Origin of the sequence: Rhizobium redzepovicii (genome assembly GCF_019793435.1) — a bacterium.
GTDB classification, from domain to species: Bacteria; Pseudomonadota; Alphaproteobacteria; order Rhizobiales; family Rhizobiaceae; genus Rhizobium; species Rhizobium redzepovicii.
Genome location: NZ_JAILYH010000006.1, coordinates 202,524 through 227,902, shown reverse-complemented (window position 1 = coordinate 227,902; position 25,379 = coordinate 202,524). Strand labels below are relative to the sequence as shown.

Here is a 25,379-nt window from a genome sequence, read left to right as displayed (position 1 = left end):
CCACTCAGCCCTTCATCATATTGACGTCTTCGACCGCGATCGAGCCGCGGTTGCGGTAGAAGACAACGAGAATTGCAAGACCGATCGCCGCTTCGGCAGCCGCCACCGTCAGGATGAACAGCGCGAAAACCTGGCCGACGATGTCGTTCAGGAAGGAGGAGAAGGCGACCATGTTGATGTTGACGGAAAGCAGGATCAGTTCGACCGACATCAGGATGACGATGACGTTCTTCCGGTTCAGGAAGATGCCGAACACCCCGAGCGTGAAGAGGATGGCGCTGACCGTCAGGTAGTGGGAAAGTCCGATGACCATGTTCTTTGTTCCTTGACCTGCCTTAGACGCCCTGCCCGGGCTTGACCGACACCACCTCGACGGCGGTGGCGGGCGTGCGGGCAACCTGCCTCGGGATATTCTGACGCTTGATGTTGGTGCGGTGCCTCAGCGTCAGCACGATGGCGCCGATCATCGCGACCAGCAGCACCAGACCGGCGATCTCGAAGAAATAGACGTAGTTGGTGTAAAGCACGTCGCCGAGAGCAGCCGTATTCGTGCGCTCGCTGAGCGCCGGGATCGGCATGGCGACGGATTTGGCGATCTCAGGCGAGATGACGCTGCCGCCGATGACGACGATCAGCTCGGCTGCGAGAATGATCCCGATCAGGCCGCCGATCGGCGCATATTCGAGAACCCCTGCCCTGAGCTCGGTGAAGTCGATATCGAGCATCATCACCACGAAGAGGAAGAGCACGGCGACGGCGCCGACATAGACGACCAGCAGGATCATCGCGAGGAATTCGGCACCGAGCAGCAGGAAGAGGCCGGCCGCGTTGAAGAACACCAGGATCAGGAACAGAACCGAGTGAACCGGGTTCTTCGCCCAGATGACCATGAACGCCGACGCCACCGCGACAAAGGCGAAAAGATAGAAAAATAGAGCCTGCAGACCCATGTTGGTGCCTTTTTCATCTTCCCCCGGGCAGCCGGGAGTTTTTCTGCCCGATAGAGTTTGCGCGGCTGACCGGCAAAGCTCCTGTGCATATTGACCGCGACCGGAGCAGCAAAGCTCCCTTGCGGCATTTCAAAACTCGATCAGCGGTACGGCGAGTCGATCGCGATATTGCGGGCGATTTCGCGCTCCCAACGGTCTCCGTTGTCGAGAAGGCGCGCCTTGTCGAAATAGAGCTCTTCGCGGGTTTCCGTCGCAAATTCGAAATTCGGCCCTTCGACTATCGCGTCGACGGGGCAGGCTTCCTGGCAGAAGCCGCAATAGATGCACTTCACCATGTCGATGTCGTAGCGCACCGTGCGGCGGGTGCCGTCGTTGCGGCGCGGACCGGCCTCGATGGTGATGGCCTGGGCAGGACAGATCGCCTCGCAAAGTTTGCAGGCGATGCAGCGTTCCTCGCCGTTCGGATAGCGGCGCAGCGCATGCTCACCACGGAAACGCGGGGAAACCGGTCCCTTTTCGAAGGGATAGTTGATCGTCGCCTTCTGGCGGAAGAAATAGCGCATCGACAGAAAGAACGCGCCGAAGAATTCCTTGAGGAACAGCGAGCTGATGGAGCTGGACAAGCTTCCCATCTTCAACCTCCAATTTTGCCGGAAACGAGAGAGGGCGTCATCATGCCCATCCCATCAGCTTCAGCACGAATGCAACGATGATGACCATGGCGAGCGACAGCGGCAGGAAAACCTTCCAGCCGAGGCGCATGAGCTGGTCGTAGCGATAGCGCGGGACGAAAGCCTTGACCATCGCGAACATGAAGAACACGAAGCAGGCCTTCAGCATGAACCAGATGATGCCCGGGACCCAGTTGAGGATCCAGATGTCGACCGGAGGCAGCCAGCCGCCGAGGAAGAGGATCGTCGTCAGCGAGCACATCAGGCAGACGGCCGCATATTCGCCGAGCATGAACATCATGTATGGCGAGGAGCCGTATTCGACCATGAAGCCGGCAACGAGTTCCGATTCGGCTTCCGGAAGGTCGAAGGGCGGACGGTTCGTTTCGGCGAGCGCCGAAATGAAGAAGATGATGAACATCGGGAAGAGCGACAGCCAGTGCCAGTCGAGGAACGACGCCGGCAGGCCGAGCATGGTGCCGAGGCCGGTATGCTGCGCATTGACGATATCGGTCAGGTTCAGCGAACCGACGCAGAGAAGCACGGTGACGATGACGAAGCCGATCGAGACTTCATAGGACACCATCTGTGCGGCCGAACGCAGCGCGCCGAGGAACGGATACTTCGAGTTCGAAGCCCAGCCGCCCATGATGATGCCGTAGACCTCGAGCGAGGAAATCGCGAAGATGTAGAGGATGCCGACATTGATATTGGCAATCACCCAGCCGTCGGCAAGCGGCACCACCGCCCAAGTGGACAGTGCCAGAAGCACCGTCACCAGCGGGGCAAGCAGGAACACCGCCTTGTTGGCGCCGGCCGGAATGATCGGCTCCTTGAAGACGAATTTCAGAAGGTCGGCGAAAGACTGGAAAAGGCCGAAGGGGCCGACGACGTTCGGGCCGCGGCGCAGCTGCACGGCCGCCCAGATCTTGCGGTCGGCGAGCAGAACATAGGCGATGAAGACGAGCAGGCAGACCAGAAGCAGCAGCGACTGACCGATCATGATGATCGCCGGCAAGACATAGGTCGAAAAGAAAGAATCCATAGTCCCCTGCCCTTACTCTGCCGCGACTTTGAAGTTGTTGCGGGCCAATGCCGAGCACTCCGCCATCACTGCCGAGGCCCGCGCTATCGGGTTCGTCAAATAGAAGTCTTTCACCGGCGACGCAAACCCTGACTTGTTCATCTTGCCGGCTTTTTTCGCAACTGCGGCAATTTGGGCGCTATCGGTTTCGGCGATCTCGTCGATGGCGGCGAAATGCGGGAAAGTGGCATAGAGCCGGACGCGCAATTCGCTCAGCGAATCGAAGGGAAGCTTCTTGCCGAGCACGTCGGAAAGGGCGCGGATGATGGCCCAGTCCTCGCGGGCGTCGCCTGGCGCAAAGCCTGCGCGGTTGCCCATCTGGACGCGGCCTTCGGTGTTGACCCAGGTGCCGGACTTTTCAGTATAGGCTGCGGCCGGCAGGATGACGTCGGCATGATGGGCGCCGTTATCACCATGCGAACCGATATAGACGGTGAGCTTGGCCTTCTTGGCGGTGAAATCGAGTTCGTCGGCGCCGAGCAGGAAGAGCACATCCATCGCCGTCAGCATTTCGGCGGCATTGACGCCCTTGGCACCCGGCACGAAGCCGAGGTCGAGGCCGCCGACGCGCGAGGCGGCGGTGTGGAGGACGGCAAAGCCGTTCCAGCCTTCGACGACTGCGCCGACCGAACCGGCAAGCTTGGCGGCGCTGGCGAGAACACCGGCGCCGTCGGTGCGCGACAGCGCGCCCTGGCCGATGATGATCATCGGCTTGGCCGCGTTCTTCAGCACCTCGGCGAAGGCGTGGCCGCCGTCAACCAGATCCTTCAGCGTGTCCGGACCGCCGCCTAGATAGTCATAGCTATAGCGCAGTTCGCCCGGCTCGCCGATGACGCCGATCGGGAACTTGCCGCGGCGCCAGCGCTTGCGAATACGGGCGTTGAGGATGGCTGCCTCGAAACGCGGATTGGCGCCGATGATCAGCAGCGCGTCGGCCTGGTCGATGCCGGAAATGGTCGGGTTGAAGAGGTAGCTTGCACGGCCGAGCGACGGATCGAGTGCCGCCCCATCCTGCCGACAGTCGAGATTAGCGGATCCGAGCGATTTCACCAGTTCGGAAAGCGCATACATTTCCTCGACCGAGGCAAGGTCGCCCGCGATCGCGCCGATCTTGTCGCCCGATGTGGCGCCGACGGCGGCCTTGATGGCGCCGAAGGCTTCAGCCCAGGTGGCGGGCTGCAGGCGGCCGTCGCGGCGGACATAGGGTCGGTCGAGGCGCTGGGTCTTCAGGCCGTCCCAGATGAAGCGGCTCTTGTCGGAGATCCACTCTTCGTTGATCGCCTCGTTGACGCGCGGCAGGACACGCATGACTTCGCGGCCGCGGGTGTCGACGCGGATCGCCGAACCGACGGCATCCATGACGTCGATCGATTCGGTCTTGTTCAATTCCCAGGGACGCGCGGTGAAGGCGAAGGGCTTGGAAGTCAGCGCGCCCACGGGGCAGAGGTCGACGACATTGCCCTGCAGTTCGGAGGTCATTGCCTGTTCGAGATAGGTGGTGATCTCGGCATCTTCGCCGCGGCCGATCAGGCCAAGCTCGGAAATCCCGGCGACCTCGGTGGTGAAGCGGACGCAACGCGTGCAGTGGATGCAGCGGTTCATCACCGTCTTGACCAACGGGCCGATATACTTGTCTTCGACGGCGCGCTTGTCTTCCTGGTAACGCGAGGTGTCGATGCCGAAGGCCATCGCCTGGTCCTGCAGGTCACATTCGCCGCCCTGGTCGCAGATCGGGCAATCGAGCGGATGGTTGATCAGCAGGAATTCCATCACGCCTTCGCGGGCCTTCTTGACCATCGGCGTGTTGGTGAAGACCTCGGGAAGTTCGCCGTTCGGGCCGCCGCGGATGTCGCGTACGCTCATGGCGCAGGAAGCCTGCGGCTTCGGCGGGCCGCCCTTCACCTCGACAAGGCACATGCGGCAATTGCCGGCAACCGACAGGCGCTCATGGAAGCAGAAGCGCGGAACCTCGGCACCGGCATCCTCACACGCCTGCAACAGCGTGAAATGATCCGGAACTTCGATCTCGTTGCCGTCAATCTTCAGTTTTGCCATCGTCGCTCAGTCCTGTTTCCCGTTTGCCTGATGACGGCAAACAAACCTATTTTTGCAACAGTCTCATTGCCAAGCCGGATCTTTCGTCCTGCCGACATCTGATGCCGCCCAAATTCTCTGTCGCGTGTTCCAGGTCCGGAACCCGCATCGGCTTCTGCAGCGTGAGGCCCCCGCCCGTCCGCCGATCTGCCCATTTTTCCGGCCGATTGCACGGCCGGACAGTTCATTTCTTGCGGCGCGCCCGCCCGGCCAGAACTTTCGCCTGGCCGCTCCAGTCGTCGCGACCGATGCGGCCGTTGAAGCCAAGCTCGGCGTCGAGACGGGCGATGTCCTCATCGTTCCAGCCGGCAATTTCGGCGAAGCTGCGAATGCCCCTGGCGTTCAGCACCTGCTCCAGCTTCGGGCCGATGCCGGCGATCAGCTTCAGATCATCGGCCTTTTTCGCTCGCGCGACCGGTTTTGCCTTCTCAGCCGGCTTCGGCTGGCTTGCCGGTACCGGTTCGCTGACCGGCCTGACAACCGTCAATTTCGGCCCTGCCCTCTTCGCGGCCGCCGGCTTGACGACAACCTTCACGGCAGGGCGAATATTCTCCGGACGGATCTCGACGTCGGGCGTGAGTTCGTCCGGCGGCGTATCATCGAGGGCGGCAGCGACCTTGCCGGTCGTTTCCAGCGCGCTCTGGAAGGCGCCGAAGAAGGCGCCCGCCATCTGCGTCGAGAGGCCGAAGCCGATCGCCGTTGCAGCGGCAAAGGCGGCGGCCGGATGCGCCATCAGCGGATGCACGGGCATTGCCCGTGCATTTTCCAGCATCTCGGCGGCGAGACGGCCGAAGCCGGCCGCGAAATCGGCGGCGTCTTCCTTCTTTCCACTCTTCGATGCGTTGTCCGCCATGATTATTCAGCCGCCTCCAGAACCGCGCCATGATCGAGAGCGCTTGCCGTATACTGGTCGATGCGCTTTTCGATCTCGGGACGGAAGTTACGGATCAAACCCTGCACCGGCCATGCGGCGGCATCGCCGAGCGCGCAGATGGTGTGGCCTTCGATCTGCTTGGTCACCTGGAACAGCATGTCGATTTCGCGCTTCTGGGCATTGCCCTTGGCCATGCGCTCCATCACGCGCCACATCCAGCCCGTGCCTTCGCGGCAGGGCGTGCACTGGCCGCAGCTCTCATGCTTGAAGAAGGCGGAGATGCGGGCGATAGCCTTGATGACGTCGGTGGACTTGTCCATGACGATCGCGGCCGCCGTGCCGAAGGAGGAGCCGACGCCACGCAGGCCGTCGAAATCCATCGGGCAGTCGATGATGTCCTTGGCCGGCACGATCGGGCAGGATGCGCCGCCCGGAATGACGGCGAGCAGATTGTCCCAGCCGCCGCGGATGCCGCCGGCATGGCGGTCGACCAGTTCGCGGAAGGTGATGCCCATTTCCTCTTCGACCGTGCACGGCTTGTTGACGTGACCGGAGAGCATGAACAGCTTGGTGCCGACATTGTTTGGGCGGCCGATGGCCGAGAACCAGCCGGCGCCGCGGCGCAGGATCGTCGGGGCAACGGCGATCGATTCGACGTTGTTGACAGTTGTCGGGCAGCCGTAGAGGCCCATATTGGCCGGGAAAGGCGGCTTCAGGCGCGGCTGGCCCTTCTTGCCCTCGAGGCTTTCGAGCAGCGCGGTTTCCTCGCCGCAGATATAGGCGCCTGCGCCGTGATGGACGAAGATGTCCATGTCCCAGCCGAGCTTGTTGTTCTTGCCGAGCAGGCCGTAATCATAACATTCGTCGATCGCCGCCTGCAGCGCTTCGCGCTCGCGGATATATTCGCCGCGCACATAGATGTAGGCGGCATTGGCGCCCATGGCGAAGCTGGCGACGACGCAGCCTTCGATCAGCGTATGCGGATCGTGGCGCATGATATCGCGGTCCTTGCAGGTGCCGGGCTCCGATTCGTCGGCATTGACGACGAGGTAATGCGGGCGGCCGTCGCTTTCCTTCGGCATGAAGGACCATTTCAGGCCCGTGGGAAAGCCGGCGCCGCCGCGGCCGCGAAGGCCCGAGGCCTTCATCTCGTTGATGATCCAGTCGCGGCCCTTTTCGAGGATCTGTTTGGTGCCGTCCCAGTGGCCGCGGCTCATTGCGCCCTTCAGGGACTTGTCCTTGAGGCCGTAGATGTTGGTAAAGATGCGGTCTTTATCTTGTAACATGCTTCACCTCTTACCGCGGCTTCTTGCCGAAGACCTTGATATATTCCGCTTCGCCGCCCTTGGCGAGCGCCTTGGCCTGCTTGACCCAGTCGTCGCGCTCGATGCGGCCGCGGAAGTTCAGGTAGCCGTCGACCCATTCGCGTTCGGCCTTCTTCCAGCCCGCGACCTGCGAGAAGGTGAAGATGCCGATTTCGTTCAGCGTCGCCTCGATCTTCGGGCCGACGCCGGAGATCATCTTCAAGTCATCCGGCGCGGCGGGTTTTTCGATGCCGGCCGGACGGTTCTTGTCGGTGAGCGCAAGCCTTGCCGCCGGGGCGGCTTCGGCCTTGGCGGCAGCCACCGGTGCCGGTTCGGCGGGCGCAGTGCCGGAAACCGGCTGCTGCTCGGCAGCCTTGGCATTCCTGGCAGCCGCCTTCGGCGCCGTTGCCGGCGTCTTCAGGGCGGCGTTGGTTTCGGCATCGGTGCTCTTCGGGCGGGCAGCCTCGGAGGGCGGAACCGGAGCGGCGTCGACCGGAGCCGAAATGCTTTCGGCATCGGCCTTCTTGGCGCGCGTCCTTGTCTTCGGCTCTTCCGTCGTCAGCGAGGTTGGGCCGCCTTCGGGTGCCGAGAAAATCCGGTCGATCTGGGTGCCGGGCCTGATGCTCGCGCCATTGCCGGTGGCAAAGGTATCGATGATTTCTTCGAGACGCGCCGGCGTCAGGTCTTCATAGGTGTCCTTGCCGATCATCACCATCGGGGCGTTGACGCAGGCGCCAAGACATTCGACCTCTTCCCAGGACAGCGTGCCCTCGGCATTGCGCTCGAAGGCGTGGGCGTGGATCTTGCTCTTGCAGACCGACATCAGCGCTTCCGAGCCGCGCAGCATGCAGGGCGTCGTACCGCAGACCTGGACATGGGCGCGGGTGCCGACAGGATGCAGCTGGAACTGCGTATAGAAGGTCGCGACCTCGAGCACCCGGATATAGGCCATATCGAGCATGTCGGCGATCTTTTCGATCGCCGCGCGCGTGACCCAGCCGTCCTGCTCCTGTGCCCGCATCAACAGCGGGATGACCGCCGACTGCTGGCGGCCGGCGGGGTATTTCTGGATCGTCTTGTCCGCCCAGACCGCATTTTCATCGCTGAAAGCGAATGCGGCAGGCTGAAATTGATCTTCGGCTAATCGACGAACGGACATTCTTCCTCACGCCTTGTCAGTTTAGGGTTCCACACCGCGAAGCGGTCAAAGACTGCATTTCGCAGGCATAGGCCGACTGGTCTTTCTGCATAAACACTACGAATTTGCTGCCATTCGGAATGGCAGCCTTGATTTGATAGCCCTTGGACAAAAGATCGCCCATGGACGTTTGCGCCGCCGGCGGCGTCACTTCCTTACGGCCCAGCGGCGTGCCGAGCGTATCGGTCTCCTGGGCCGAAACCCCGGATGCCGCAAGAAGAAGTACGACAGCAAGCGGCAGACGCTGCATCAGCGGTCCACCTCGCCGAAGACAATGTCGAGCGAGCCGAGCACGGCTGCGACGTCGGCAAGCTGGTGGCCGCGGCACATGAAATCCATCGCCTGCAGATGCGCATAACCGGGCGCACGGATCTTGCAACGATAGGGCTTGTTGGAGCCGTCGGAGACAAGATAGACCCCGAACTCGCCCTTCGGCGCTTCGACCGCGGCGTAAACTTCGCCGGCCGGCACGTGGTAGCCTTCGGTATAGAGCTTGAAGTGGTGGATCAGCGCTTCCATCGAGCGCTTCATCTCACCGCGCTTCGGCGGCACGACCTTGCCGTCGATCGACGAGAAGGGACCGGTTTTGGCATCCGACAGCAGACGGTTGACGCATTGCTTCATGATGCGGACCGATTGGCGCATCTCGATCATGCGGATCAGGTAGCGGTCGTAATTGTCGCCGTTCTTGCCGATCGGAATGTCGAATTCGAGATCGGAATAACATTCGTAAGGCTGCGAGCGACGCAGATCCCAGGCAGCGCCCGACCCGCGCACCATGACGCCGGAGAAGCCCCAAGCCCAGCAATCCTCCAGCGAGACGACGCCGATATCGACGTTGCGCTGTTTGAAGATGCGGTTGCCGGTCAACAGATTGTCGATATCGTCGAGCGCCTTCAGGAAGGGATCGCACCAGTCGCCGATATCCTGGACGAGCTGTTCCGGCAGATCCTGATGGACGCCGCCCGGTCGGACATAAGCGGCGTGCATGCGCGAGCCGCTGGCGCGCTCATAAAACACCATCAGCTTTTCACGCTCTTCGAAGCCCCAGAGCGGCGGCGTCAGCGCGCCGACGTCCATAGCCTGCGTCGTGACGTTCAAAAGATGCGAGAGGATGCGGCCGATTTCCGAATAGAGAACGCGGATCAACTGGCCGCGAATCGGGATCTCGATGCCGAGCAGCTTTTCCACCGCCAGCGCATAGGCATGCTCCTGGTTCATCGGCGCGACGTAGTCGAGACGATCGAAATAGGGCACGGCCTGAAGATAGGTCTTGGTTTCGATCAGCTTCTCGGTGCCGCGATGCAACAGGCCGATATGCGGATCAACCCGCTCCACAATTTCGCCGTCAAGCTCCAGGACAAGACGAAGAACGCCATGTGCCGCCGGATGCTGCGGTCCGAAATTGATGTTGAAGTTGCGGACGTTATGTTCGGTCATGGCGATTAACTCGCTTAGAGTGAGTAGTGAATAGTGAGCAGTGATTAGTTTTCATCACTCTCGCTATTCGTCAGCTTTCCTGTGCTGAACGCTTCGGATAAGCGATCCCAGCATCTTTCCAATTTCGTCGCATTGGTCGAGCAATTCGTCCAAGGCCGAGGCTTGAAGAACGCCAATTCTTCCGGCGATGATCAAATGCGTCTCCAACTCTTTCAACGAGCCCTGTGCGATCTTGAGAAATTGGGCAAACGAACCTCGATTTTCTCTTCCGTATCCCTCCGCGATGTTCGCGGCCACGGAAACGGAAGATCGTCTAATCTGGCTGGTCATTCCATAGATCTCTTCGCGCGGGAAGGTTCTCGTCACCTCATAACAAACGACAGACAGCTCGATAGCAAATTGCCAGACTTTCAAATCACGGTAGGAACTTATTTTCCCGTTCGTTACCCAAATATCTGCCCACTATTCACTACCAACTAATCACTACTCACTGCTTCGCCTTCTCATCCCCCGGCAACACATACTCCGTCCCCTCCCAAGGCGACATGAAGTCGAAGTTGCGGAATTCCTGCTTCAACTCGACCGGCTCGTAGACAACGCGTTTGGCGGCGTCGTCGTAGCGGACCTCGACGAAACCGGTCGTCGGGAAGTCCTTGCGCAGCGGATGGCCTTCGAAGCCGTAGTCGGTCAGGATGCGGCGCAGGTCCGGATGGCCGGTGAAGAGCACGCCGTACATGTCCCAGGTTTCGCGCTCGAACCAGTCGGCGCCGGGATGGACGGCGCAGGCCGACGGAACCGGCGTATCCTCGTCGGTTGCGACCTTGACGCGGATGCGCAGATTCTGCTTCGGCGACAGCAGGTGATAGACGACGTCGAAACGCAGCTCGCGCTGCGGCCAGTCAACGCCGCAAATATCGATCAGGTTGACGAAACCGCATTTGGCGTCGTCGCGCAGGAAGGTCAGAAGCGCGATCAGGTTTTCACCCGTCGTCGTCAGCGTCAGCTCGCCATACTTCATCTGCGATGCGGCGATCAGATTGCCGCGCACTTCGCCAAGGTAGGACGCAAGCTCAGTCAGGGCTTCACTCATATGCCTTGTCCTTAACCCTTAGCGTTCGATCGTGCCGGTCCGCCGGATCTTCTTCTGCAGCAGAAGCACGCCGTAGAGCAGCGCCTCTGCCGTGGGGGGACAGCCCGGCACATAGATATCGATCGGCACGATGCGATCGCAGCCGCGCACCACCGAATAGGAATAGTGATAATAGCCGCCGCCATTGGCGCAGGAGCCCATCGAGATGACGTAGCGCGGCTCGGGCATCTGGTCGTAGACCTTGCGCAGAGCGGGCGCCATCTTGTTGGTCAGCGTGCCGGCGACAATCATGACGTCGGACTGGCGCGGCGAAGCGCGGGGCGCAAAACCGAAGCGCTCGACGTCGTAACGCGGCATCGACAGCTGCATCATTTCGACGGCGCAGCAGGCCAGACCGAAGGTCATCCACATCAGCGAGCCGGTACGGGCCCAGTTGATCAGCTCGTCGGTCGAGGTGACGAGGAAACCCTTGTCGGCAAGCTCATTGTTGATCTCGCCGAAAAATGCGTCGTTGCTGCCGATCGGCTTGCCTGTGGCGGGATCGATGATCCCCTTCGGCTGCTGGGCGACGAGCGGCTGATTGCTCACAGGGGTCACTCCCATTCCAGGGCTCCCTTTTTCCATTCATAGATAAAGCCGATGGTCAGCACGAAGAGGAAGACCATCATGGACCAGAAGCCGAACCAGCCGATGGCGCCGAAGGAAACGGCCCAGGGGAAGAGGAAGGCGACTTCGAGGTCGAAGATGATGAAGAGGATCGACACGAGGTAGAAGCGGATGTCGAACTTCATGCGGGCGTCGTCGAACGCGTTGAAGCCGCATTCGTAAGCCGAGAGCTTTTCCGAATCGGGCGCTTTGAAAGCGACGGCGAACGGCGCAATGAGCAGCGCCAGGCCGATAACGAGAGCGATAGCGATGAAGATAGCGATCGGAATATAGGAACTGAGCAGTTCAGTCATCATGTTCATCCCTGCTTGCCGGAGGCGCCAGGCGGCGCATTTGGGCAAATGCCCGGCAAGCGAACGTGCGTTGCAACAAGCCGTGGTTAGCGCAGCCGACGCCCCGGCGCAAGAGATTTACAGAGGCAATTCGACGCGCCGCGCGCGGACATTATCAAGCAGATGCAACGATGTCGCGACAAATCCACACAAACCGATTCAAGCTGCATGCCTGACCCCTGGAAACTGCATGGCTTTCGAAAGAGAATGGCGCGAGTGACGGGGCTCGAACCCGCGACCTCCGGCGTGACAGGCCGGCACTCTAACCGACTGAGCTACACCCGCGCATTGATCGGCCTTTTGCGGCCGCTGGGATGAAGAAACCGGACAAACGACAAATCACATTTGCGTTCTACAAGACTTGAAATGGCGCGAGTGACGGGGCTCGAACCCGCGACCTCCGGCGTGACAGGCCGGCACTCTAACCAACTGAGCTACACCCGCAATTCATTTCAAGCAGTCCGGATGCCTTCGCACCCTCACCAAAACGGCTGCCCGTTTCGATGAGCGGCTAACTACGGGGTTCGTCTTTTAGTGTCAAGCAGGTTTGGAGACAAAACCATGACAGTCGTTTGAATTGTTTCGGCAAGGCCGGCAATTCCCCTACCCACTACGACACTGACGCCCGATCGAAGCCGGCAGCGCGGTCGACGTCGACAGGCCCCCTCCCCTTTATCCACAGCCCGGTGACGCCCGATCGCCATCACAAGGAGCGGGACCGCCACCAAAAAAATCAAAAAATCTTCACAAACACTCTTGCGGTTTTGCCGCGATCCGCATAGATCACGGCCACCAACGCGGCAGGCCGATCCGGCTTCGTCAGCGATGGGCGATTAGCTCAGTTGGTAGAGCGCCTCGTTTACACCGAGGATGTCGGGAGTTCGAGTCTCTCATCGCCCACCATTTTCTCCCTTACGTGCCAAATCGCAGCTTTCGCAGTGGGATGTCTCAGCTGCGTCGTGATGTATTTGGAATTCCAATTGGATCCATTGGCGCGTCCGGCAGGTCGCGATGCGGCGCGGCGTCTGAAATCAGCACTCCACCAGAACGGACTACTCCGGGCGCGGCGCCACCTCCTATTGGGCGAATGGATGGGCGCGGGCAAAAGTGTGAGAATTCACCGCCCGGAAAATCTCCGCGCTTGCTACACCTGGAGGTGTTCCATGAGGACTCTCTGCTCCGCACTGACGCTGTGCATCGCGGTCGCTCTTTATGCGCCAAGCGCCAGATATGTCAGCCTGCCCGGTTACGCCTTCAAAACGAATCCGCAATGCCAGCGCCACGAACCAAAGACGCGGTTTGACAGAAGGTGCGACTGGCCGAGGGTGGGCTTCAAGGACTTTACGCCCCCGCTTGTGACCGTGCTTGGGATCTGAAGCTCAGCCTCTTTACGAATCATCGCAGTCCTGGCGCGTTTTGCAGCCGAAGGGCATTCATGGCTCGGTGACTGCGACAGTGTTTCTGATCGTGGCGAAATGCCTTGGCTCAGACTTCCTACCAGACTCTATATAGCCCTTCGGAATCCCGAAATTGGTTGCGGGATTGAAATCATTGCATGATTTTTTCTGTCGACACCGTGCGAAACGCTGCGGATTTCGGAATCCCGAAGCGGGGAATTTCGGGATTCCGAAGTGGCGTTCTGGAATCGTGACAGCCGGGCTCATCGCCGACCATTCACCCCTTCGCCAGTTCTTTATCCACCGCCGAGACCAGCCGCGAATCATCGGCCGTCACGTCAGGCGCGAATCGGGCGGCAACTTTACCGTCGCGGCCGATCAGGAATTTTTCGAAGTTCCAGAGAATGTCGTCCTCGTCGCCGCCCGATATGCCGTGGGATTTCAGGCGTTCGCGCATCGGGCCGTCACCTGTGGTCTTCACACCGGACTTGGTCAGTTGCCGGTAGAGCGGGTGCTGGGTCTCGCCCTTGACCGAAATCTTCGAGAAAATCGGGAAAGTGACATCGTAGGTGCTGGTGCAGAAGTCGAGGATCTCGGCGTCGGTGCCGGGCTCCTGACCCTTGAAGTCGTTGGCGGGGAAAGCGGCGATGACGAAGCCGCGCTCGCGCTTTTCGCCGTAGAGCTTTTCGAGACCCTCATATTGAACGGTCAGCCCGCATTTGGAGGCGACGTTGACGACCAGGAGCACGCGGCCCTTGTATTCGCTGAGTGTGGTTTCACGACCATCCACTGATTTGACAGGGATATCCAGCACATTGCCTGCCATGGGAACCTCCAAATTGATAAGATATGTCTCGCCAACTTAGCGATATCGCCGCCGTTGTCATCAACGTCGGAATCAACTCGGCGTTAGCAGGACGCCGGTGCGGGCTACGGCCTGCACCGGCGGTCAGCACATCAGGCGGGGGATGTTTCCTTCACGTCGTCGAGCAGGAAGTGCACAACGATATAATCCGTCTTGTAATGGCGACCGCTGTCGGACACGGATTCGACGCTGCCGCCGTCCTTCGGGTGCCAGGAGTGGTAATGGGGGTTGGTGGTGATCAGTGTGATGGCCTTGCCTTCCAGGGCTTCCTCGCCAAGCCGGAAGCGCATCTCGGCCAGCGGCCAGATCCGCTCGTAATCCGCCATGCTGATGCGCGCCTTCAGCGCCTTGCGATTCAGCGGTGCTTCGCCGGCCTCTGCGGGTGCTTCCAACATCACCTCCTCGGCTCCGTTGATGATGGCGTTGAACTCTTCAGGCCACATGCGTCTCATGAAATCGCTCCTCCCGGGGCTCTCGTCAGTCCACAGGTGAAACTTAGCGATTTGTTCGAAAGAAGCAAATTCCCGTCATGTGGTTGTCATCGAGGTCGGCTGCTCCTACGTTCGCCGCAGACCGCATCAGGGCCGTCAGACGCCCGCAATCCCGAGATCAGAGATGAAGACACGTGAAGACAGGCAGGCACTCCGGGCGAGCATGCCGCGCACCCCGCTCAGCGCTCATCATATGGAAAATGCCCGCCTGCTGCCGGATCGCGGCGAGCTGCTCTACCGGATCCCGAACGGCGGCATCGGCGTCGAGGTCGGGGCTGCCTTCGGCGAATATACGGCGGAGATTCTGGAAAAGAATCGCCCAGCGCAGCTCTACCTCATCGATCCCTGGTCGATGGACCGCTACAGCTCCGGGTTCGATACGATCCACACCAAGTTCGCGGCCGAGATCGACGCCGGCCGGCTGCATCTGATGCAGGGTACGTCGCTGGAAAAGCTCGCCGAATTCGAGGACGATTTCCTCGATTGGGCCTATATCGATACCGATCATTCCTTCGAGCTCACCTGGCAGGAACTGCTGCTCTGCGAAAAGAAGGTGAAGCGGACGGGGCGCATCGCCGGGCACGACTTCTGCACCGGCAACACGGTCAAGCCGATCGTCTATGGCGTCGTCGAGGCGGTCACCAAGTTCTGCAAGGATTACGGCTGGCAATTCGAGTTTCTGACGGTCGAATCACATGCGCATTTTTCCTATTGCCTGAAACGGCTCTGATCAGCTTTTGCCGAAATATTGCGCGTCGCTGACCTGTTCCATCCAGTCGACATGCTTGCCGTCCAGCGCCTCGTGAATGGCGATGTGCGTCATCGCCGTATCCTCGCCAGCGCCGTGCCAATGTTTCTCGCCCGGCGAAAACCAGACCGTGTCGCCGGCGCGAATCTCGCGGATTTCCCCGCCCCAGCTCTGGGCGAGGCCCTTGCCAAAAGTGACGATCAGCGTCTGGCCGAGCGGATGCGTGTGCCAGGCGGTGCGGGCGCCGGGCTCGAAAGTAACCGAGGTTGCCTTCACCCGGGCCGGTGCCGGCGGCTCCATCAGCGGGTCCTGGCGAACAGCGCCGGTGAAATAGTCGGCCGGCGGCGTCATCGAGGGGCGAGAGCCGGCGGGTTTGATCTCCATGATCTTTCCTTTTCCATTCCATTGCAGTTGAAGCCTTGTAATCCGACGATATTTCATCGAGGCGACCAATCAAGGCCGGATCGACAATTGCCGCATCCTCGCCCGGCTGATAGGCCAATCTCTTTCATCACCTAAAGCGCGTCACATTGAACTTGGTTGATGCGATGCGCTTTAGTTCTCTGTTTTTACGCATGTCGCTATCCCGGAACCGCTGCACACTTCCGGGCAACATGCATTGGGAGAATTTCTCATGAAACACCATGCTTTCGGCCGCATGCCCTTCACGGTCACCAATGTCGGCTTCGGCGCCTGGCAGATCGGCGGCTCATGGGGCGATATCAGCGAAGCGGATGGACGCGCGGCGCTGAATGCCGCACTCGATGCCGGCATGACCTTCATCGATACAGCCGACGTATATGGCGACGGCCGCTCGGAAAAGATCATCGCCGACGTGCTCAAGACGCGTGGCGGCCAGCGCCCGATGGTCGCCACCAAGGCGGGCCGCCGGCTCAACCCGCATGTCGCCGAAGGTTATACCAAGGCCAATCTCGAAGGCTTCATCGACCGCAGCCTTGAGAATCTTGCCGTCGACAGCCTCGACCTCGTGCAGCTTCACTGCCCGCCGCGCGAGGTGTTTTACCAGCCGGAGGTCTTCGAAGGTCTCGACGCGCTGCAGAAGGCCGGCAAGATCAGGGGTTATGGCGTTAGCGTCGAAAAGGTCGAGGACGGGCTGAAGGCGATCGAATATCCCGGCGTCGTCAGCATCCAGATCATCTACAACATCTTCCGCCAGCGCCCCGACCACCTGTTTTTCCAGGAGGCGCGCCGCAGGAACGTGGCGATCATCGCCCGCGTGCCGTTGGCCAGCGGTCTGCTCTCCGGCAAGATCACCAGGGAAACGCACTTTGCCAGCGACGACCACCGCAATTTCAACCGTCACGGCGAGGCCTTCGACGTCGGCGAGACCTTTGCCGGCGTGCCCTTCGAGGTCGGCCTGCAGGCGGTGGAGGAGGTGCGCAAGCTGGTGCCCACAGGCGCCACCATGGCCGCCTTTGCACTTCGGTGGATCCTGATGGCCGACGCCGTCACCGTCGTCATCCCCGGTGCCCGCAATGGCGAACAGGCGAGAGCCAATGCGGCGGCAGCCGATCTTGCGCCGCTCTCGGCCGATGTCATGGCGGCGACACGCGAGCTCTACGAGCGGCTGATCGCCCCGCATGTGCATCAGCGCTGGTAGGGCTGGAGCTGCTTGTTTTTGAGGGTTGTGGGCTGCCGCTCTACCCCTCCCCATAAGGGGGAGCGACTAGGCGCTGTTGTCCGGCAGCGACCAAAAGCAGAGGTCTTGCTGGCTGTTACCGTTCGACGAATTCATACGATGGAGTTTACGTGAAGCGGTGCGGCATCTTAGCCCCTCCCCTTGTGGGGAGGGGTCTTGGATTCAACGACAGAGGCCGGGCTTTCGCCCGGCCTCTTCCTTTATCTCTTTATCCCAACTCAGTTCGTCGCGTTCAGCTCAACCGGGAAGAACAGCGTCTCGCCGGAGGAATCGCTGACGCCGTCGTTGTCGGTGACGGCGTAGGGCTTGCCTGAGGCGTCGAAGGTGAAGCCTTCGAGCTTGTCGAGCACGTAACCGTTGGTCGTGGTCTTCAGTTCGCCGAGGAAGTCATGGGCTTCGGTTTTCTTGACGACCGGCAGTTCGCCGCCGAGCTTGGCGGGCTTCAGCTCCGCGATCGCCACCTTGTAGAGCTTCTTCAGCTTGGCAGCGTCGCCGACGAGGTTGTCGCGTTCGATGATGTAGACGCTGTCGCCCTGCGCCGAGATTTCAGACAGGCCGACCCAGCCGCTTTCCGTCTTGTCGAGCGGATAGCGCACGGCACCCCATTCCTTCTTCTTCGGATTGTAGGAGACTAGCTTGACGAAGCCCTTCTCGTCGTCACCCCATTCGCGCTGGACAGCCATCCAGAGCGTGGCATCGTCGCCGGTGCCGACAATGGTGACACCTTCGAAGCCGTAGCGGATTTCGTTGGCGGCGAGTTCCTTCGGCAGCGCGATCTCGGCCTTGATATCGCCTTTGGCGTTGACGTTGTAGAGGGCGTGAGGGACGAGACGCTCGCTGTAGCCTTCCGAGGCGAGCCAGAATGAGCCATCGGCGGCCACCGCGATGCCTTCGATGTCGAGCTTCTGGGCCGGGGCGCCGTCGCGCTTGACGATGAGCGCATCGGTGATCACCGCCGGCTTCTTGCTGGCATCGATCGTGTAGATCGTCGGCTGCAAGCCGAGAACGCTGTCGCTGACGGCATAGAGCCTGCCCGGCTTGCCGGGAACGGCAGCGAGACCCGATAGGGCTGCGAAGCCGATCGGATTGCCGTCCTTTTCGGCGGAAACGATCTGAGGATAGGCTTTCTCGCCTTCCGAACGCTCATAGATCATCACATGCGAGCGCGTGCCGCCATCCTTGCCGAGGTCGAGCTCGTTGGCAGTGGCGAAGAGGTTGCGCTGGGGAATGGCGATCCCGCCTTCCGGCGAAATGCCCGATGGCAGCAGCTGCACGAGCTCGGGATCGGCGCCGGTATCTTTAAAGACGCCGACGACCGAGGCGCGCTCGGCGAGCAGGAAGAAATACTGGTCGTCGCCGAACTTGGCGGCTTCGAGGCCTTCTGGCTCGACGCCCTTCGATCCCGAACGGCTTTCCGGATAGTGGCCGATATGGGCGACGGCGCGTTCGAAGGATGCGCCCGATTCGTAGAGAAGCTTGCCCGTCTTGTCGAAGATGGTGAAACCGCGCGAGCCGCCCTGGTAATCGCCTTCGTTGGCGATGACGAGGCGGTTGTCGTCCAGCCACTTCACGGCGTCGGGCTCACGCGGAACGCCCTTCAATTCGCCGGTGAATTTCAGAGCGCCGTCACGCTTGGTGTCGATGCCGGTAAGATCGACGCTGCCGGCGGAGAAATGCGTTTTCACCTCAGCCGTAGTGGCGTCGATGATGACGATCTCGTTGTTTTCCTGCAGCGTCAGTGCGATCTCGTTCAAGCCGTTAAAGGCGACGAATTCCGGCTCCGGATCGTCAGGGGCGACGCCGGCAAGGCCGGTCAGCGCCACGTGCTTGATGGTGGCGCAATCGACGGCACCGTTCTTGAGCTGGAAGACGACCAGATCGCCGGCCGGCATCTGCGGGATCTTGCCGTCATTGACCTCTTCGTCGCGCTCGTTTTCGATCGCGATGGCGCCGAGCGTCTTGTCCCTGTTGAGCGCGATCGAATCCGGCTGGCCGCCGAGATCGCAGGTGTTCTCGATCTTCTTCGTCGCCACGTCGACGATCGCCAGACGGCCCGAGGGCTTGGCCTTGCTTTCGGAGGTATTGACGGCGACCAGCGCCTTGCCGGCGCTCGAGGTGACCGAGGTCGGCTCGCCGTCCATCATCAGCGCGCCGCCTGATTTCGGGGCCTTGGCATCGGTGATGTCGATGAAGCCGATCGCACCGAGCGGGCTATCGCTATAGATCAGCGTGTTGCCGTCGTCGGTCGCGGTGATGATTTCGGCTGAAGTCGCCGAGAGCTTGTCCTTGTCGGCAGGCAGGTTCTGGGCGACCGGGAAGGAGGCGATGCGGTTGAAAACCGGCTCGGCGGCGGCCGGGAAGGCAACGGAAGCGAGAAGCACGGCAGCAAGTGCTGCCTTGCGCGATGAAATGGTCATGAAAATCCCCCATGTGTCGAATAGTCGAAACATGGGTTTTCTGCGGGACTGCCATGACAGAGGCATGACAGCCCCCGCCATTTCACGCGGTTTGCGTCAGGCCGCCCTTTTCCCGGCGCATCTCGTCGCGCATGATGAAAAGCGAGGCGGCAAGGATGAGAGCAGCTCCGAGCCAAAGATAACCGGCCGGCGCATAACCGAAGAACAGCCAGCCGGCCAGCACATTCAACGGCAGCTTCAGATTGTCGAAGGGCTGGACGTAGGCGGCGTCGGCGCTGGCATAGGCAAGGGTCAGCAGGTATTGCGCTACGACCGTCAGCAGGCCGGCCAGCAGGAAGAGAGCAAGCGCGGTGCCCGTCGGCACGGCAAAGCCCGCCGCGAGCGCCAGGCCGCCATTGATCGGCGTCAGCAGCACCAGCAGCCAGACGGTGATCGTCTCGGGCTTTTCGATGCCGGTCAGGCTCTTGGTGATCAGCGACGAGGCGCCCCAGAACAGCGCCGAGAGCACCGGCAGCAGGGCTGCCCAGGTGAAGCTGTCGGACCATGGCTGCAGGATGATCATCGCGCCGGCAAAGCCGACACCGGTCGCCGCCCACCGGACAGGACCGACACGTTCGCCGAGGAACAGGCGGGCGCCGAGAATGATGAAGAAAGGCGAGGTCATGACGAGGGCGATCGCCTGCCAGATCGGCACCGACGCAAGGCCGGAAATCCAGGCCTCGACGCCGAGCGCGGCAAAGATCACGCGCACAATATGCCGCCAGGGATAATCGGTGCGCATTGCCGAAAGGCCTGATTTGCGCAGGAAGGGCAAGGAGAACAGAAATGCGAAAGCATATTGCCAGAAGGCCGCGGAAGCCGAGGGAAAGGCGAGCTTCATCGTCAGCCACTGGGTGACGACGTTGAGGAGCGAGAAGACCACGCCTCCAAGCACCATGAAAGCTGCGCCGGCAAAGGCGCGCGACTGCGACACTGCAAGGGAATTCTGATTCATGTCTTTCATCCGAAACCAGGGACCAACATAAATCAGGACGCAACGAGCGACGGCACGCTGACGCTGGCAGTCTCCTGCCCCGCACGCGGCCATGCTCATTCTCTTCCATCCGGACTTTGACCGTCGGCTCCGGAATCGCACCGGATCTGCTGACCCTTCCCAAGCGACAGCTTGGGAAGGCGCTCGCGGGCTCGGGCCGAGACCCTTACCGCCGGTGGGGAGTTTCACCCCGCCCTGAGAACAGCTCTGTCGTAGAACAATGCGCCGCATGCGGCAAGCGGCGAAAGCAAAAGGGGTCCGGCAAAGCCGAACCCCTCCCAAATCCTGCACAGCCGGTCTCGTTTACGGCTGGCGGATAATCTCAGATCAGCCGTTGACGGCGTCCTTCAGGCCCTTGCCGGGCGTGAACTTCGGCACGTTGCGAGCCGGAATGTCGACTTCAGCGCCCGTCGACGGGTTGCGGCCCTTCGATGCGGCACGATGAGAAACGGTGAAGCTGCCGAACCCTGCGAGGCGGATGTCGCCCTTGTTCTTGAGTTCACCCTGGACAACGTCAAAAACCGCGTCAACAGCGGAAGCCGCGTCAGACTTCGTCAGTCCTGCCTTTTCGGCGACTGCGGACACGAGTTCATTCTTGTTCATGTTTCCACCCCTTTCTAAATGGTACGAAACGACTCAAAAGTAAGCTAGGCGCAGAATAGGTTTCATCAGGCCCGCCGGGAACCCAAAAGCCCTGCAAATCAAGGAAAAGCAAGCGTCTACATGACGTTTTCACAAAAAAGGCTGGCGTTTTCGCCAGCCTTTTTCCGTCTTTTCAGCCAATGGGGCATAAATGTGGCCGAGGCCACTCAATGCGCTATGGTCGCGCCCGTCTCGTCGAGGCCTTCGACCGAGGTGATGACAGGCGTTTCCACCGTGCCGTCCCATTCGATCGGCTCCGGCCGCCGGACCAGCGCATGCTTGATCACCTCGCCCATGCGGGACACCGGGATGATCTCCATGCTGTTCTTCACGTTGTCCGGAATCTCCGCCAGGTCCTTGGCGTTTTCTTCCGGAATCAGCACCTTCTTGATGCCGCCACGAAGCGCTGCGAGCAGCTTTTCCTTGAGACCGCCGATCGGCAGCACACGGCCGCGAAGGGTGATTTCACCGGTCATGGCCACGTGTCTGTTCACCGGGATACCGGTCATGATCGAGACGATGGCGGTCGCCATAGCGACGCCGGCCGAGGGGCCATCCTTCGGCGTCGCGCCTTCCGGCACGTGCACGTGGATGTCGCTCTTGTCGAAGCGCGGCGGCTCGATGCCGAAATCGACAGCGCGCGAGCGGACGTAGGAGGCCGCCGCCGAGATCGATTCCTTCATGACTTCCTTCAGATTGCCGGTGACCGTCATGCGGCCCTTGCCCGGCATCATCACGCCTTCGATGGTCAGCAGTTCGCCGCCGACTTCCGTCCAGGCAAGGCCGGTGACAACGCCGACCTGATCCTCGCCCTCGGCTTCGCCATGGCGGAAGCGCGGAACACCCAGATAGTCGGAGATGTTGGCGGCCGTCACATGCACGGACTTCGTCTTGCCCTTGATGATCTCGGTGACCGCCTTGCGGGCGAGCTTCATCAGTTCACGTTCGAAGCTGCGCACACCGGCTTCACGGGTGTACTGCTGGCTGATCGCCATCAGAGCGTCGTCGCTGACCGAGAATTCTTCCGGCTGCAACGCATGTTCCTTGATGGCCTTCGGCAGCAGATGCCGCTTGGCGATCTCGCGCTTTTCATCTTCGGTGTAGCCGGCGATACGGATGATCTCCATGCGGTCCATCAGCGGCGCAGGGATGTTCAGCGTATTCGCCGTCGTGATGAACATCACGTCCGACAGGTCGTATTCGACTTCCAGGTAATGATCCATGAAGGTCGAGTTCTGCGCCGGATCGAGCACCTCGAGCAGGGCCGAAGACGGATCACCGCGATAGTCCTGGCCGAGCTTGTCGATTTCGTCGAGCAGGAACAGCGGGTTCGACTTCTTCGCCTTCTTCATCGACTGGATGACCTTGCCGGGCATCGAGCCGATATAGGTGCGGCGGTGGCCGCGGATTTCGGCTTCGTCACGAACGCCGCCGAGCGCCATGCGGACATACTCACGGCCGGTCGCCTTGGCGATCGACTGGGCGAGCGAGGTCTTGCCGACACCGGGAGGGCCGACGAGGCACAGGATCGGGCCCTTGATCTTGGTGGCGCGAGCCTGCACGGCCAGATATTCGACGATGCGCTCCTTGACCTTGTCGAGACCGAAGTGATCGGCTTCGAGGATCTTCTCGGCATTGTTGAGATCGGCCTTGATCTTCGACTTCTTGCCCCAGGGGATGCCGAGCAGCCAGTCCAGATAATTGCGCACGACGGTGGCTTCAGCCGACATCGGGCTCATCTGGCGCAGCTTCTTCAGCTCCGCGTCAGCCTTTTCACGGGCCTCCTTGGAGAGCTTGGTCTTGGCGATGCGCTCTTCCAGTTCGCTCATCTCGTCGCGGCCTTCTTCGCCGTCGCCGAGTTCCTTCTGGATCGCCTTCATCTGTTCGTTCAGGTAGTATTCGCGCTGGGTCTTTTCCATCTGGCGCTTGACGCGCGAGCGGATGCGCTTTTCGACCTGCAGGACCGAAATCTCGCCTTCCATGAAGCCGAGGGCCTTTTCGAGGCGGGCCTTGACGCTGGTGGTTTCCAGCATCTCCTGCTTCTCGGTGATCTTGATCGACAGATGCGAAGCGACCGTATCGGCGAGCTTGGAATAGTCGTCGATCTGGCTGGCGGCACCTACCACCTCAGGCGAAATCTTCTTGTTGAGCTTCACATAGCTTTCGAATTCGGAGACGACCGAACGCGACAAGGCTTCCAGCTCGACCGGATCGTCGTGCGGCTCCTCAAGCACATGGCCGAGCGCCTCATAGAAATCTTCGCGGCTGGTATAGGTGTCGATCTCGGCGCGGGCGCGGCCTTCGACCAGAACCTTGACCGTGCCATCGGGCAGCTTCAAGAGCTGCAATACGTTCGCCACGGTGCCGACCTTGTGGATCGCGGAGGGATCCGGATCGTCGTCACTGGCGTTGATCTGCGTCACCAGCATGATCTGCTTGTCGGAACCCATGACCTCTTCGAGCGCACGGATCGACTTTTCCCGTCCGACGAACAGCGGCACGATCATATGCGGGAAAACCACGATGTCGCGCAAAGGCAGAACAGGGTAGGCAGTGCTGCTCGCTACAGACGTTTTCTTCGTCATTTTTAAGTCCTTTCCATCGTCCCGTTACCGGGCTCTCTGCACGGCCGCTTGGGACCGGCCGGCACTCTCACTTGTTGCTACAAGTGGAGGTTCTGACTACGCTTTTCAAGCCACGCTAACGCCCGCGTTCCCCGGATGTGACAGCTTTATTACAACGGAACACCAACACTATGAAGCGCGTGGCTGGACCGGCGCTTACCACTTCCAACCGACTAAAATACAAGCACCGACAATAGGCTTACGGAATCACGGCATCATTGCCAAGCACTCTTCCTTGCACAACATCGGCCCCTTCCCAACATCGGCAAAGTCAATTCCGGTTCCCACCGGCAGAATACTAACAGTGCCTCGGATGGTTTTTCAAATAGAAAGGGGCCCGCCGATGGCAAGCCCCCAAAATAATCGTGCGAAAGCGCAAAGGTTACGCCGAAGCGTTGGCCTTTTCTTCCTGACGATCGGCATAGATGTAAAGCGGGCGGGCCGAACCGCGCACCACTTCCTCGGAGATGACGACTTCGCGCACACCTTCCAGCGTCGGCAATTCGAACATCGTGTCGAGCAGGATCTTCTCCATGATCGAGCGAAGGCCCCGGGCGCCGGTCTTGCGGACGATCGCCTTGCGGGCGATTTCGCGCAGGGCATCCTCGTGGAAGGTCAGTTCCACGTCTTCCATCTCGAACAGGCGCTGATACTGCTTGATCAGCGCGTTCTTCGGCTCCGACAAGATCTGGATCAGCGCATCCTCATCGAGATCCTCCAGCGTCGCCAGAACCGGCAGACGGCCGATGAATTCGGGGATGAGGCCGAACTTGACCAGGTCTTCCGGCTCCAGTTCGCGCAGGACTTCGCCGACGCGGCGGTCGTCCTGGGCCTTGACGGTGGCGCCGAAGCCGATCGAGGTCTTCTCGCCACGTGCGGAGATGATCTTGTCGAGACCGGCGAAGGCGCCGCCGCAGATGAACAGGATGTTGGTCGTGTCGACCTGGAGGAATTCCTGCTGCGGATGCTTGCGGCCGCCCTGCGGCGGAACGGAAGCGACCGTGCCTTCCATGATCTTCAACAGCGCCTGCTGCACGCCCTCGCCCGAGACGTCGCGGGTGATCGACGGATTGTCGGACTTGCGCGAAATCTTGTCGACTTCGTCGATATAGACGATGCCGCGCTGGGCGCGCTCGACATTGTAGTCGGCCGACTGCAGAAGCTTGAGGATGATGTTTTCGACGTCTTCGCCGACGTAACCGGCTTCGGTCAGCGTCGTCGCATCGGCCATGGTGAACGGAACGTCGATGATGCGGGCGAGCGTCTGGGCGAGATAGGTCTTGCCGCAGCCGGTCGGGCCGACCAGCATGATGTTCGACTTCGCCAGCTCGACTTCGCCGTTCTTGGAGGCGTGCGCCAGGCGCTTGTAATGGTTGTGAACGGCGACCGACAAGATCTTCTTCGCCTGCCGCTGGCCGATGACGTATTCGTCGAGGACCTTGATGATGTCCTGGGGCGTCGGAACGCCGTCGCGGGACTTGACCATCGAGGACTTGTTCTCCTCGCGGATGATGTCCATGCACAATTCGACGCATTCATCGCAGATGAAGACGGTCGGTCCGGCAATCAGTTTCCGGACTTCGTGCTGGCTCTTTCCGCAGAACGAACAATAGAGTGTGTTCTTGGAGTCGCCGCCGTTGCTGCCGCTGACCTTGCTCATATCACTTTCCTTCCAGCACGCCGCATTTCAAGGCGAAATCGCGGTCCACTCAATCAGCTCCTGGCGGCACTCCGTCACCGGAGCCTTTGCCGAGAAGGGCTTCAGGGGCTACGAACCGGGCCCAATCGATCATGTCCGG

The 25,379-nt window shown here is 60.8% G+C and carries 24 protein-coding genes, 3 tRNA genes and 1 riboswitch; of the genes, 3 read left to right on the top strand and 24 right to left on the bottom strand.

Annotation, left to right across the window (positions count from 1 at the left end):
* Positions 1-4: 4 nt before the first annotated feature.
* The 16 genes from nuoK to K6N12_RS11720 all read right to left on the bottom strand — a co-directional run bounded on the left by nuoK (position 5) and on the right by K6N12_RS11720 (position 12,147).
* Complete coding sequence (nuoK, locus tag K6N12_RS11795) at positions 5-313, bottom strand: NADH-quinone oxidoreductase subunit NuoK (RefSeq protein WP_049734055.1); 309 nt, start codon at positions 311-313, stop codon at positions 5-7.
* A 22-nt stretch (positions 314-335) separates the two neighbouring features.
* A complete protein-coding gene (locus tag K6N12_RS11790; protein WP_003573901.1) occupies positions 336-950 on the bottom strand; it encodes an NADH-quinone oxidoreductase subunit J in 615 nt (204 codons plus the stop codon).
* A 140-nt stretch (positions 951-1,090) separates the two neighbouring features.
* On the bottom strand, positions 1,091-1,582 hold the full coding sequence (gene nuoI, locus K6N12_RS11785) for an NADH-quinone oxidoreductase subunit NuoI (RefSeq protein ID WP_003587270.1): 492 nt from the start codon (positions 1,580-1,582) through the stop codon (positions 1,091-1,093).
* Positions 1,583-1,622: 40 nt separating this feature from the next.
* Positions 1,623-2,666, bottom strand: coding sequence for an NADH-quinone oxidoreductase subunit NuoH (gene nuoH / locus K6N12_RS11780; protein WP_003587271.1), 1,044 nt, complete (start codon positions 2,664-2,666; stop codon positions 1,623-1,625).
* A gap of 12 nt (positions 2,667-2,678) precedes the next feature.
* The gene (nuoG, locus tag K6N12_RS11775; RefSeq protein ID WP_131711061.1) at positions 2,679-4,760 is read right to left on the bottom strand and encodes an NADH-quinone oxidoreductase subunit NuoG; all 2,082 of its coding nucleotides are present in this window, start codon (positions 4,758-4,760) and stop codon (positions 2,679-2,681) included.
* Between the two features lie 223 nt (positions 4,761-4,983).
* Positions 4,984-5,652, bottom strand: a complete 669-nt coding sequence (locus K6N12_RS11770; RefSeq protein WP_097627206.1) for a 5' DNA nuclease — start codon at positions 5,650-5,652, stop codon at positions 4,984-4,986.
* A gap of 2 nt (positions 5,653-5,654) precedes the next feature.
* The gene (gene nuoF, locus K6N12_RS11765; RefSeq protein WP_003558451.1) at positions 5,655-6,959 is read right to left on the bottom strand and encodes an NADH-quinone oxidoreductase subunit NuoF; all 1,305 of its coding nucleotides are present in this window, start codon (positions 6,957-6,959) and stop codon (positions 5,655-5,657) included.
* Positions 6,960-6,969: 10 nt separating this feature from the next.
* Positions 6,970-8,136 carry an NADH-quinone oxidoreductase subunit E gene (locus tag K6N12_RS11760; protein WP_097627204.1) on the bottom strand — a complete coding sequence of 389 codons (1,167 nt, stop codon included), beginning with the start codon at positions 8,134-8,136 and terminating at the stop codon, positions 6,970-6,972.
* A 16-nt stretch (positions 8,137-8,152) separates the two neighbouring features.
* Positions 8,153-8,425, bottom strand: coding sequence for a hypothetical protein (locus K6N12_RS11755; RefSeq protein ID WP_097627202.1), 273 nt, complete (start codon positions 8,423-8,425; stop codon positions 8,153-8,155).
* Complete coding sequence (locus tag K6N12_RS11750; RefSeq protein WP_012557331.1) at positions 8,425-9,615, bottom strand: NADH-quinone oxidoreductase subunit D; 1,191 nt, start codon at positions 9,613-9,615, stop codon at positions 8,425-8,427. The genes K6N12_RS11755 and K6N12_RS11750 overlap by 1 nt, the downstream gene beginning before the upstream one ends.
* A 63-nt stretch (positions 9,616-9,678) precedes the next feature.
* On the bottom strand, positions 9,679-10,068 hold the full coding sequence (locus tag K6N12_RS11745) for a four helix bundle protein (RefSeq protein WP_097627200.1): 390 nt from the start codon (positions 10,066-10,068) through the stop codon (positions 9,679-9,681).
* Between the two features lie 34 nt (positions 10,069-10,102).
* Entirely contained in the window at positions 10,103-10,705 is a 603-nt protein-coding gene (locus tag K6N12_RS11740) for an NADH-quinone oxidoreductase subunit C (RefSeq protein ID WP_097627198.1), read from the bottom strand.
* 18 nt (positions 10,706-10,723) lie between these two features.
* Positions 10,724-11,308, bottom strand: a complete 585-nt coding sequence (locus K6N12_RS11735) for a NuoB/complex I 20 kDa subunit family protein (RefSeq protein WP_097627196.1) — start codon at positions 11,306-11,308, stop codon at positions 10,724-10,726.
* Entirely contained in the window at positions 11,299-11,664 is a 366-nt protein-coding gene (locus tag K6N12_RS11730; protein ID WP_007626195.1) for an NADH-quinone oxidoreductase subunit A, read from the bottom strand. The genes K6N12_RS11735 and K6N12_RS11730 overlap by 10 nt, the downstream gene beginning before the upstream one ends.
* Positions 11,665-11,911: 247 nt before the next feature.
* A tRNA-Asp gene (locus K6N12_RS11725) sits at positions 11,912-11,988 on the bottom strand.
* 82 nt (positions 11,989-12,070) lie between these two features.
* Positions 12,071-12,147 (bottom strand) — tRNA-Asp (locus K6N12_RS11720).
* Positions 12,148-12,530: 383 nt separating this feature from the next.
* Here K6N12_RS11720 and K6N12_RS11715 point away from each other — a divergent pair.
* Positions 12,531-12,606 (top strand) — tRNA-Val (locus K6N12_RS11715).
* Positions 12,607-13,377: 771 nt separating this feature from the next.
* Here the strand turns inward: K6N12_RS11715 and K6N12_RS11710 are convergent.
* Positions 13,378-13,926, bottom strand: coding sequence for a glutathione peroxidase (locus tag K6N12_RS11710; RefSeq protein WP_012557329.1), 549 nt, complete (start codon positions 13,924-13,926; stop codon positions 13,378-13,380).
* A 131-nt stretch (positions 13,927-14,057) separates the two neighbouring features.
* Positions 14,058-14,417, bottom strand: coding sequence for a hypothetical protein (locus tag K6N12_RS11705; RefSeq protein ID WP_097627195.1), 360 nt, complete (start codon positions 14,415-14,417; stop codon positions 14,058-14,060).
* Between the two features lie 163 nt (positions 14,418-14,580).
* Here K6N12_RS11705 and K6N12_RS11700 point away from each other — a divergent pair, with 163 nt between their 5' ends.
* The gene (locus K6N12_RS11700) at positions 14,581-15,186 is read left to right on the top strand and encodes a class I SAM-dependent methyltransferase (protein ID WP_097627193.1); all 606 of its coding nucleotides are present in this window, start codon (positions 14,581-14,583) and stop codon (positions 15,184-15,186) included.
* On the opposite strand, the gene K6N12_RS11695 is transcribed toward K6N12_RS11700, so the two are convergent.
* Positions 15,187-15,588, bottom strand: a complete 402-nt coding sequence (locus K6N12_RS11695) for a (R)-mandelonitrile lyase (RefSeq protein WP_097627191.1) — start codon at positions 15,586-15,588, stop codon at positions 15,187-15,189. It abuts the gene before it with no gap.
* 250 nt (positions 15,589-15,838) lie between these two features.
* On the opposite strand from K6N12_RS11695, the gene K6N12_RS11690 reads away from it, so the two are divergent.
* Positions 15,839-16,825 (top strand): aldo/keto reductase, encoded by a 987-nt coding sequence (locus K6N12_RS11690; protein WP_097627189.1) that lies wholly within the window; start codon positions 15,839-15,841, stop codon positions 16,823-16,825.
* Positions 16,826-17,082: 257 nt separating this feature from the next.
* Here the strand turns inward: K6N12_RS11690 and K6N12_RS11685 are convergent, their stop codons facing one another.
* The 5 genes from K6N12_RS11685 to clpX all read right to left on the bottom strand — a co-directional run bounded on the left by K6N12_RS11685 (position 17,083) and on the right by clpX (position 25,240).
* On the bottom strand, positions 17,083-19,281 hold the full coding sequence (locus tag K6N12_RS11685; RefSeq protein WP_097627283.1) for an esterase-like activity of phytase family protein: 2,199 nt from the start codon (positions 19,279-19,281) through the stop codon (positions 17,083-17,085).
* Between the two features lie 82 nt (positions 19,282-19,363).
* Positions 19,364-20,284, bottom strand: a complete 921-nt coding sequence (locus K6N12_RS11680) for a DMT family transporter (protein ID WP_425517716.1) — start codon at positions 20,282-20,284, stop codon at positions 19,364-19,366.
* Positions 20,285-20,368: 84 nt separating this feature from the next.
* A riboswitch (FMN riboswitch) is annotated at positions 20,369-20,521 on the bottom strand.
* 120 nt (positions 20,522-20,641) lie between these two features.
* Positions 20,642-20,917 carry a DNA-binding protein HupB gene (hupB, locus tag K6N12_RS11675; RefSeq protein WP_003573937.1) on the bottom strand — a complete coding sequence of 92 codons (276 nt, stop codon included), beginning with the start codon at positions 20,915-20,917 and terminating at the stop codon, positions 20,642-20,644.
* Positions 20,918-21,123: 206 nt separating this feature from the next.
* Positions 21,124-23,541: an endopeptidase La gene (lon, locus tag K6N12_RS11670; RefSeq protein ID WP_097627185.1), complete on the bottom strand. Its 2,418-nt coding sequence runs from the start codon at positions 23,539-23,541 to the stop codon at positions 21,124-21,126.
* Positions 23,542-23,962: 421 nt separating this feature from the next.
* The gene (clpX, locus tag K6N12_RS11665) at positions 23,963-25,240 is read right to left on the bottom strand and encodes an ATP-dependent Clp protease ATP-binding subunit ClpX (RefSeq protein ID WP_003573940.1); all 1,278 of its coding nucleotides are present in this window, start codon (positions 25,238-25,240) and stop codon (positions 23,963-23,965) included.
* Positions 25,241-25,379: the final 139 nt, after the last annotated feature.

Coding starts and splice junctions, on each gene's coding strand:
- nuoK (WP_049734055.1), bottom strand. CDS start 313: ATGGTCATCGGACTTTCCCACTACCTGACGGTCAGCGCCATCCTCTTC.
- K6N12_RS11790 (WP_003573901.1), bottom strand. CDS start 950: ATGGGTCTGCAGGCTCTATTTTTCTATCTTTTCGCCTTTGTCGCGGTG.
- nuoI (WP_003587270.1), bottom strand. CDS start 1,582: ATGGGAAGCTTGTCCAGCTCCATCAGCTCGCTGTTCCTCAAGGAATTC.
- nuoH (WP_003587271.1), bottom strand. CDS start 2,666: ATGGATTCTTTCTTTTCGACCTATGTCTTGCCGGCGATCATCATGATC.
- nuoG (WP_131711061.1), bottom strand. CDS start 4,760: ATGGCAAAACTGAAGATTGACGGCAACGAGATCGAAGTTCCGGATCAT.
- K6N12_RS11770 (WP_097627206.1), bottom strand. CDS start 5,652: ATGGCGGACAACGCATCGAAGAGTGGAAAGAAGGAAGACGCCGCCGAT.
- nuoF (WP_003558451.1), bottom strand. CDS start 6,959: ATGTTACAAGATAAAGACCGCATCTTTACCAACATCTACGGCCTCAAG.
- K6N12_RS11760 (WP_097627204.1), bottom strand. CDS start 8,136: ATGTCCGTTCGTCGATTAGCCGAAGATCAATTTCAGCCTGCCGCATTC.
- K6N12_RS11755 (WP_097627202.1), bottom strand. CDS start 8,425: ATGCAGCGTCTGCCGCTTGCTGTCGTACTTCTTCTTGCGGCATCCGGG.
- K6N12_RS11750 (WP_012557331.1), bottom strand. CDS start 9,615: ATGACCGAACATAACGTCCGCAACTTCAACATCAATTTCGGACCGCAG.
- K6N12_RS11740 (WP_097627198.1), bottom strand. CDS start 10,705: ATGAGTGAAGCCCTGACTGAGCTTGCGTCCTACCTTGGCGAAGTGCGC.
- K6N12_RS11735 (WP_097627196.1), bottom strand. CDS start 11,308: ATGGGAGTGACCCCTGTGAGCAATCAGCCGCTCGTCGCCCAGCAGCCG.
- K6N12_RS11730 (WP_007626195.1), bottom strand. CDS start 11,664: ATGACTGAACTGCTCAGTTCCTATATTCCGATCGCTATCTTCATCGCT.
- K6N12_RS11710 (WP_012557329.1), bottom strand. CDS start 13,926: ATGGCAGGCAATGTGCTGGATATCCCTGTCAAATCAGTGGATGGTCGT.
- K6N12_RS11705 (WP_097627195.1), bottom strand. CDS start 14,417: ATGAGACGCATGTGGCCTGAAGAGTTCAACGCCATCATCAACGGAGCC.
- K6N12_RS11700 (WP_097627193.1), top strand. CDS start 14,581: ATGAAGACACGTGAAGACAGGCAGGCACTCCGGGCGAGCATGCCGCGC.
- K6N12_RS11695 (WP_097627191.1), bottom strand. CDS start 15,588: ATGGAGATCAAACCCGCCGGCTCTCGCCCCTCGATGACGCCGCCGGCC.
- K6N12_RS11690 (WP_097627189.1), top strand. CDS start 15,839: ATGAAACACCATGCTTTCGGCCGCATGCCCTTCACGGTCACCAATGTC.
- K6N12_RS11685 (WP_097627283.1), bottom strand. CDS start 19,281: ATGACCATTTCATCGCGCAAGGCAGCACTTGCTGCCGTGCTTCTCGCT.
- K6N12_RS11680 (WP_425517716.1), bottom strand. CDS start 20,284: ATGAAAGACATGAATCAGAATTCCCTTGCAGTGTCGCAGTCGCGCGCC.
- hupB (WP_003573937.1), bottom strand. CDS start 20,917: ATGAACAAGAATGAACTCGTGTCCGCAGTCGCCGAAAAGGCAGGACTG.
- lon (WP_097627185.1), bottom strand. CDS start 23,541: ATGACGAAGAAAACGTCTGTAGCGAGCAGCACTGCCTACCCTGTTCTG.
- clpX (WP_003573940.1), bottom strand. CDS start 25,240: ATGAGCAAGGTCAGCGGCAGCAACGGCGGCGACTCCAAGAACACACTC.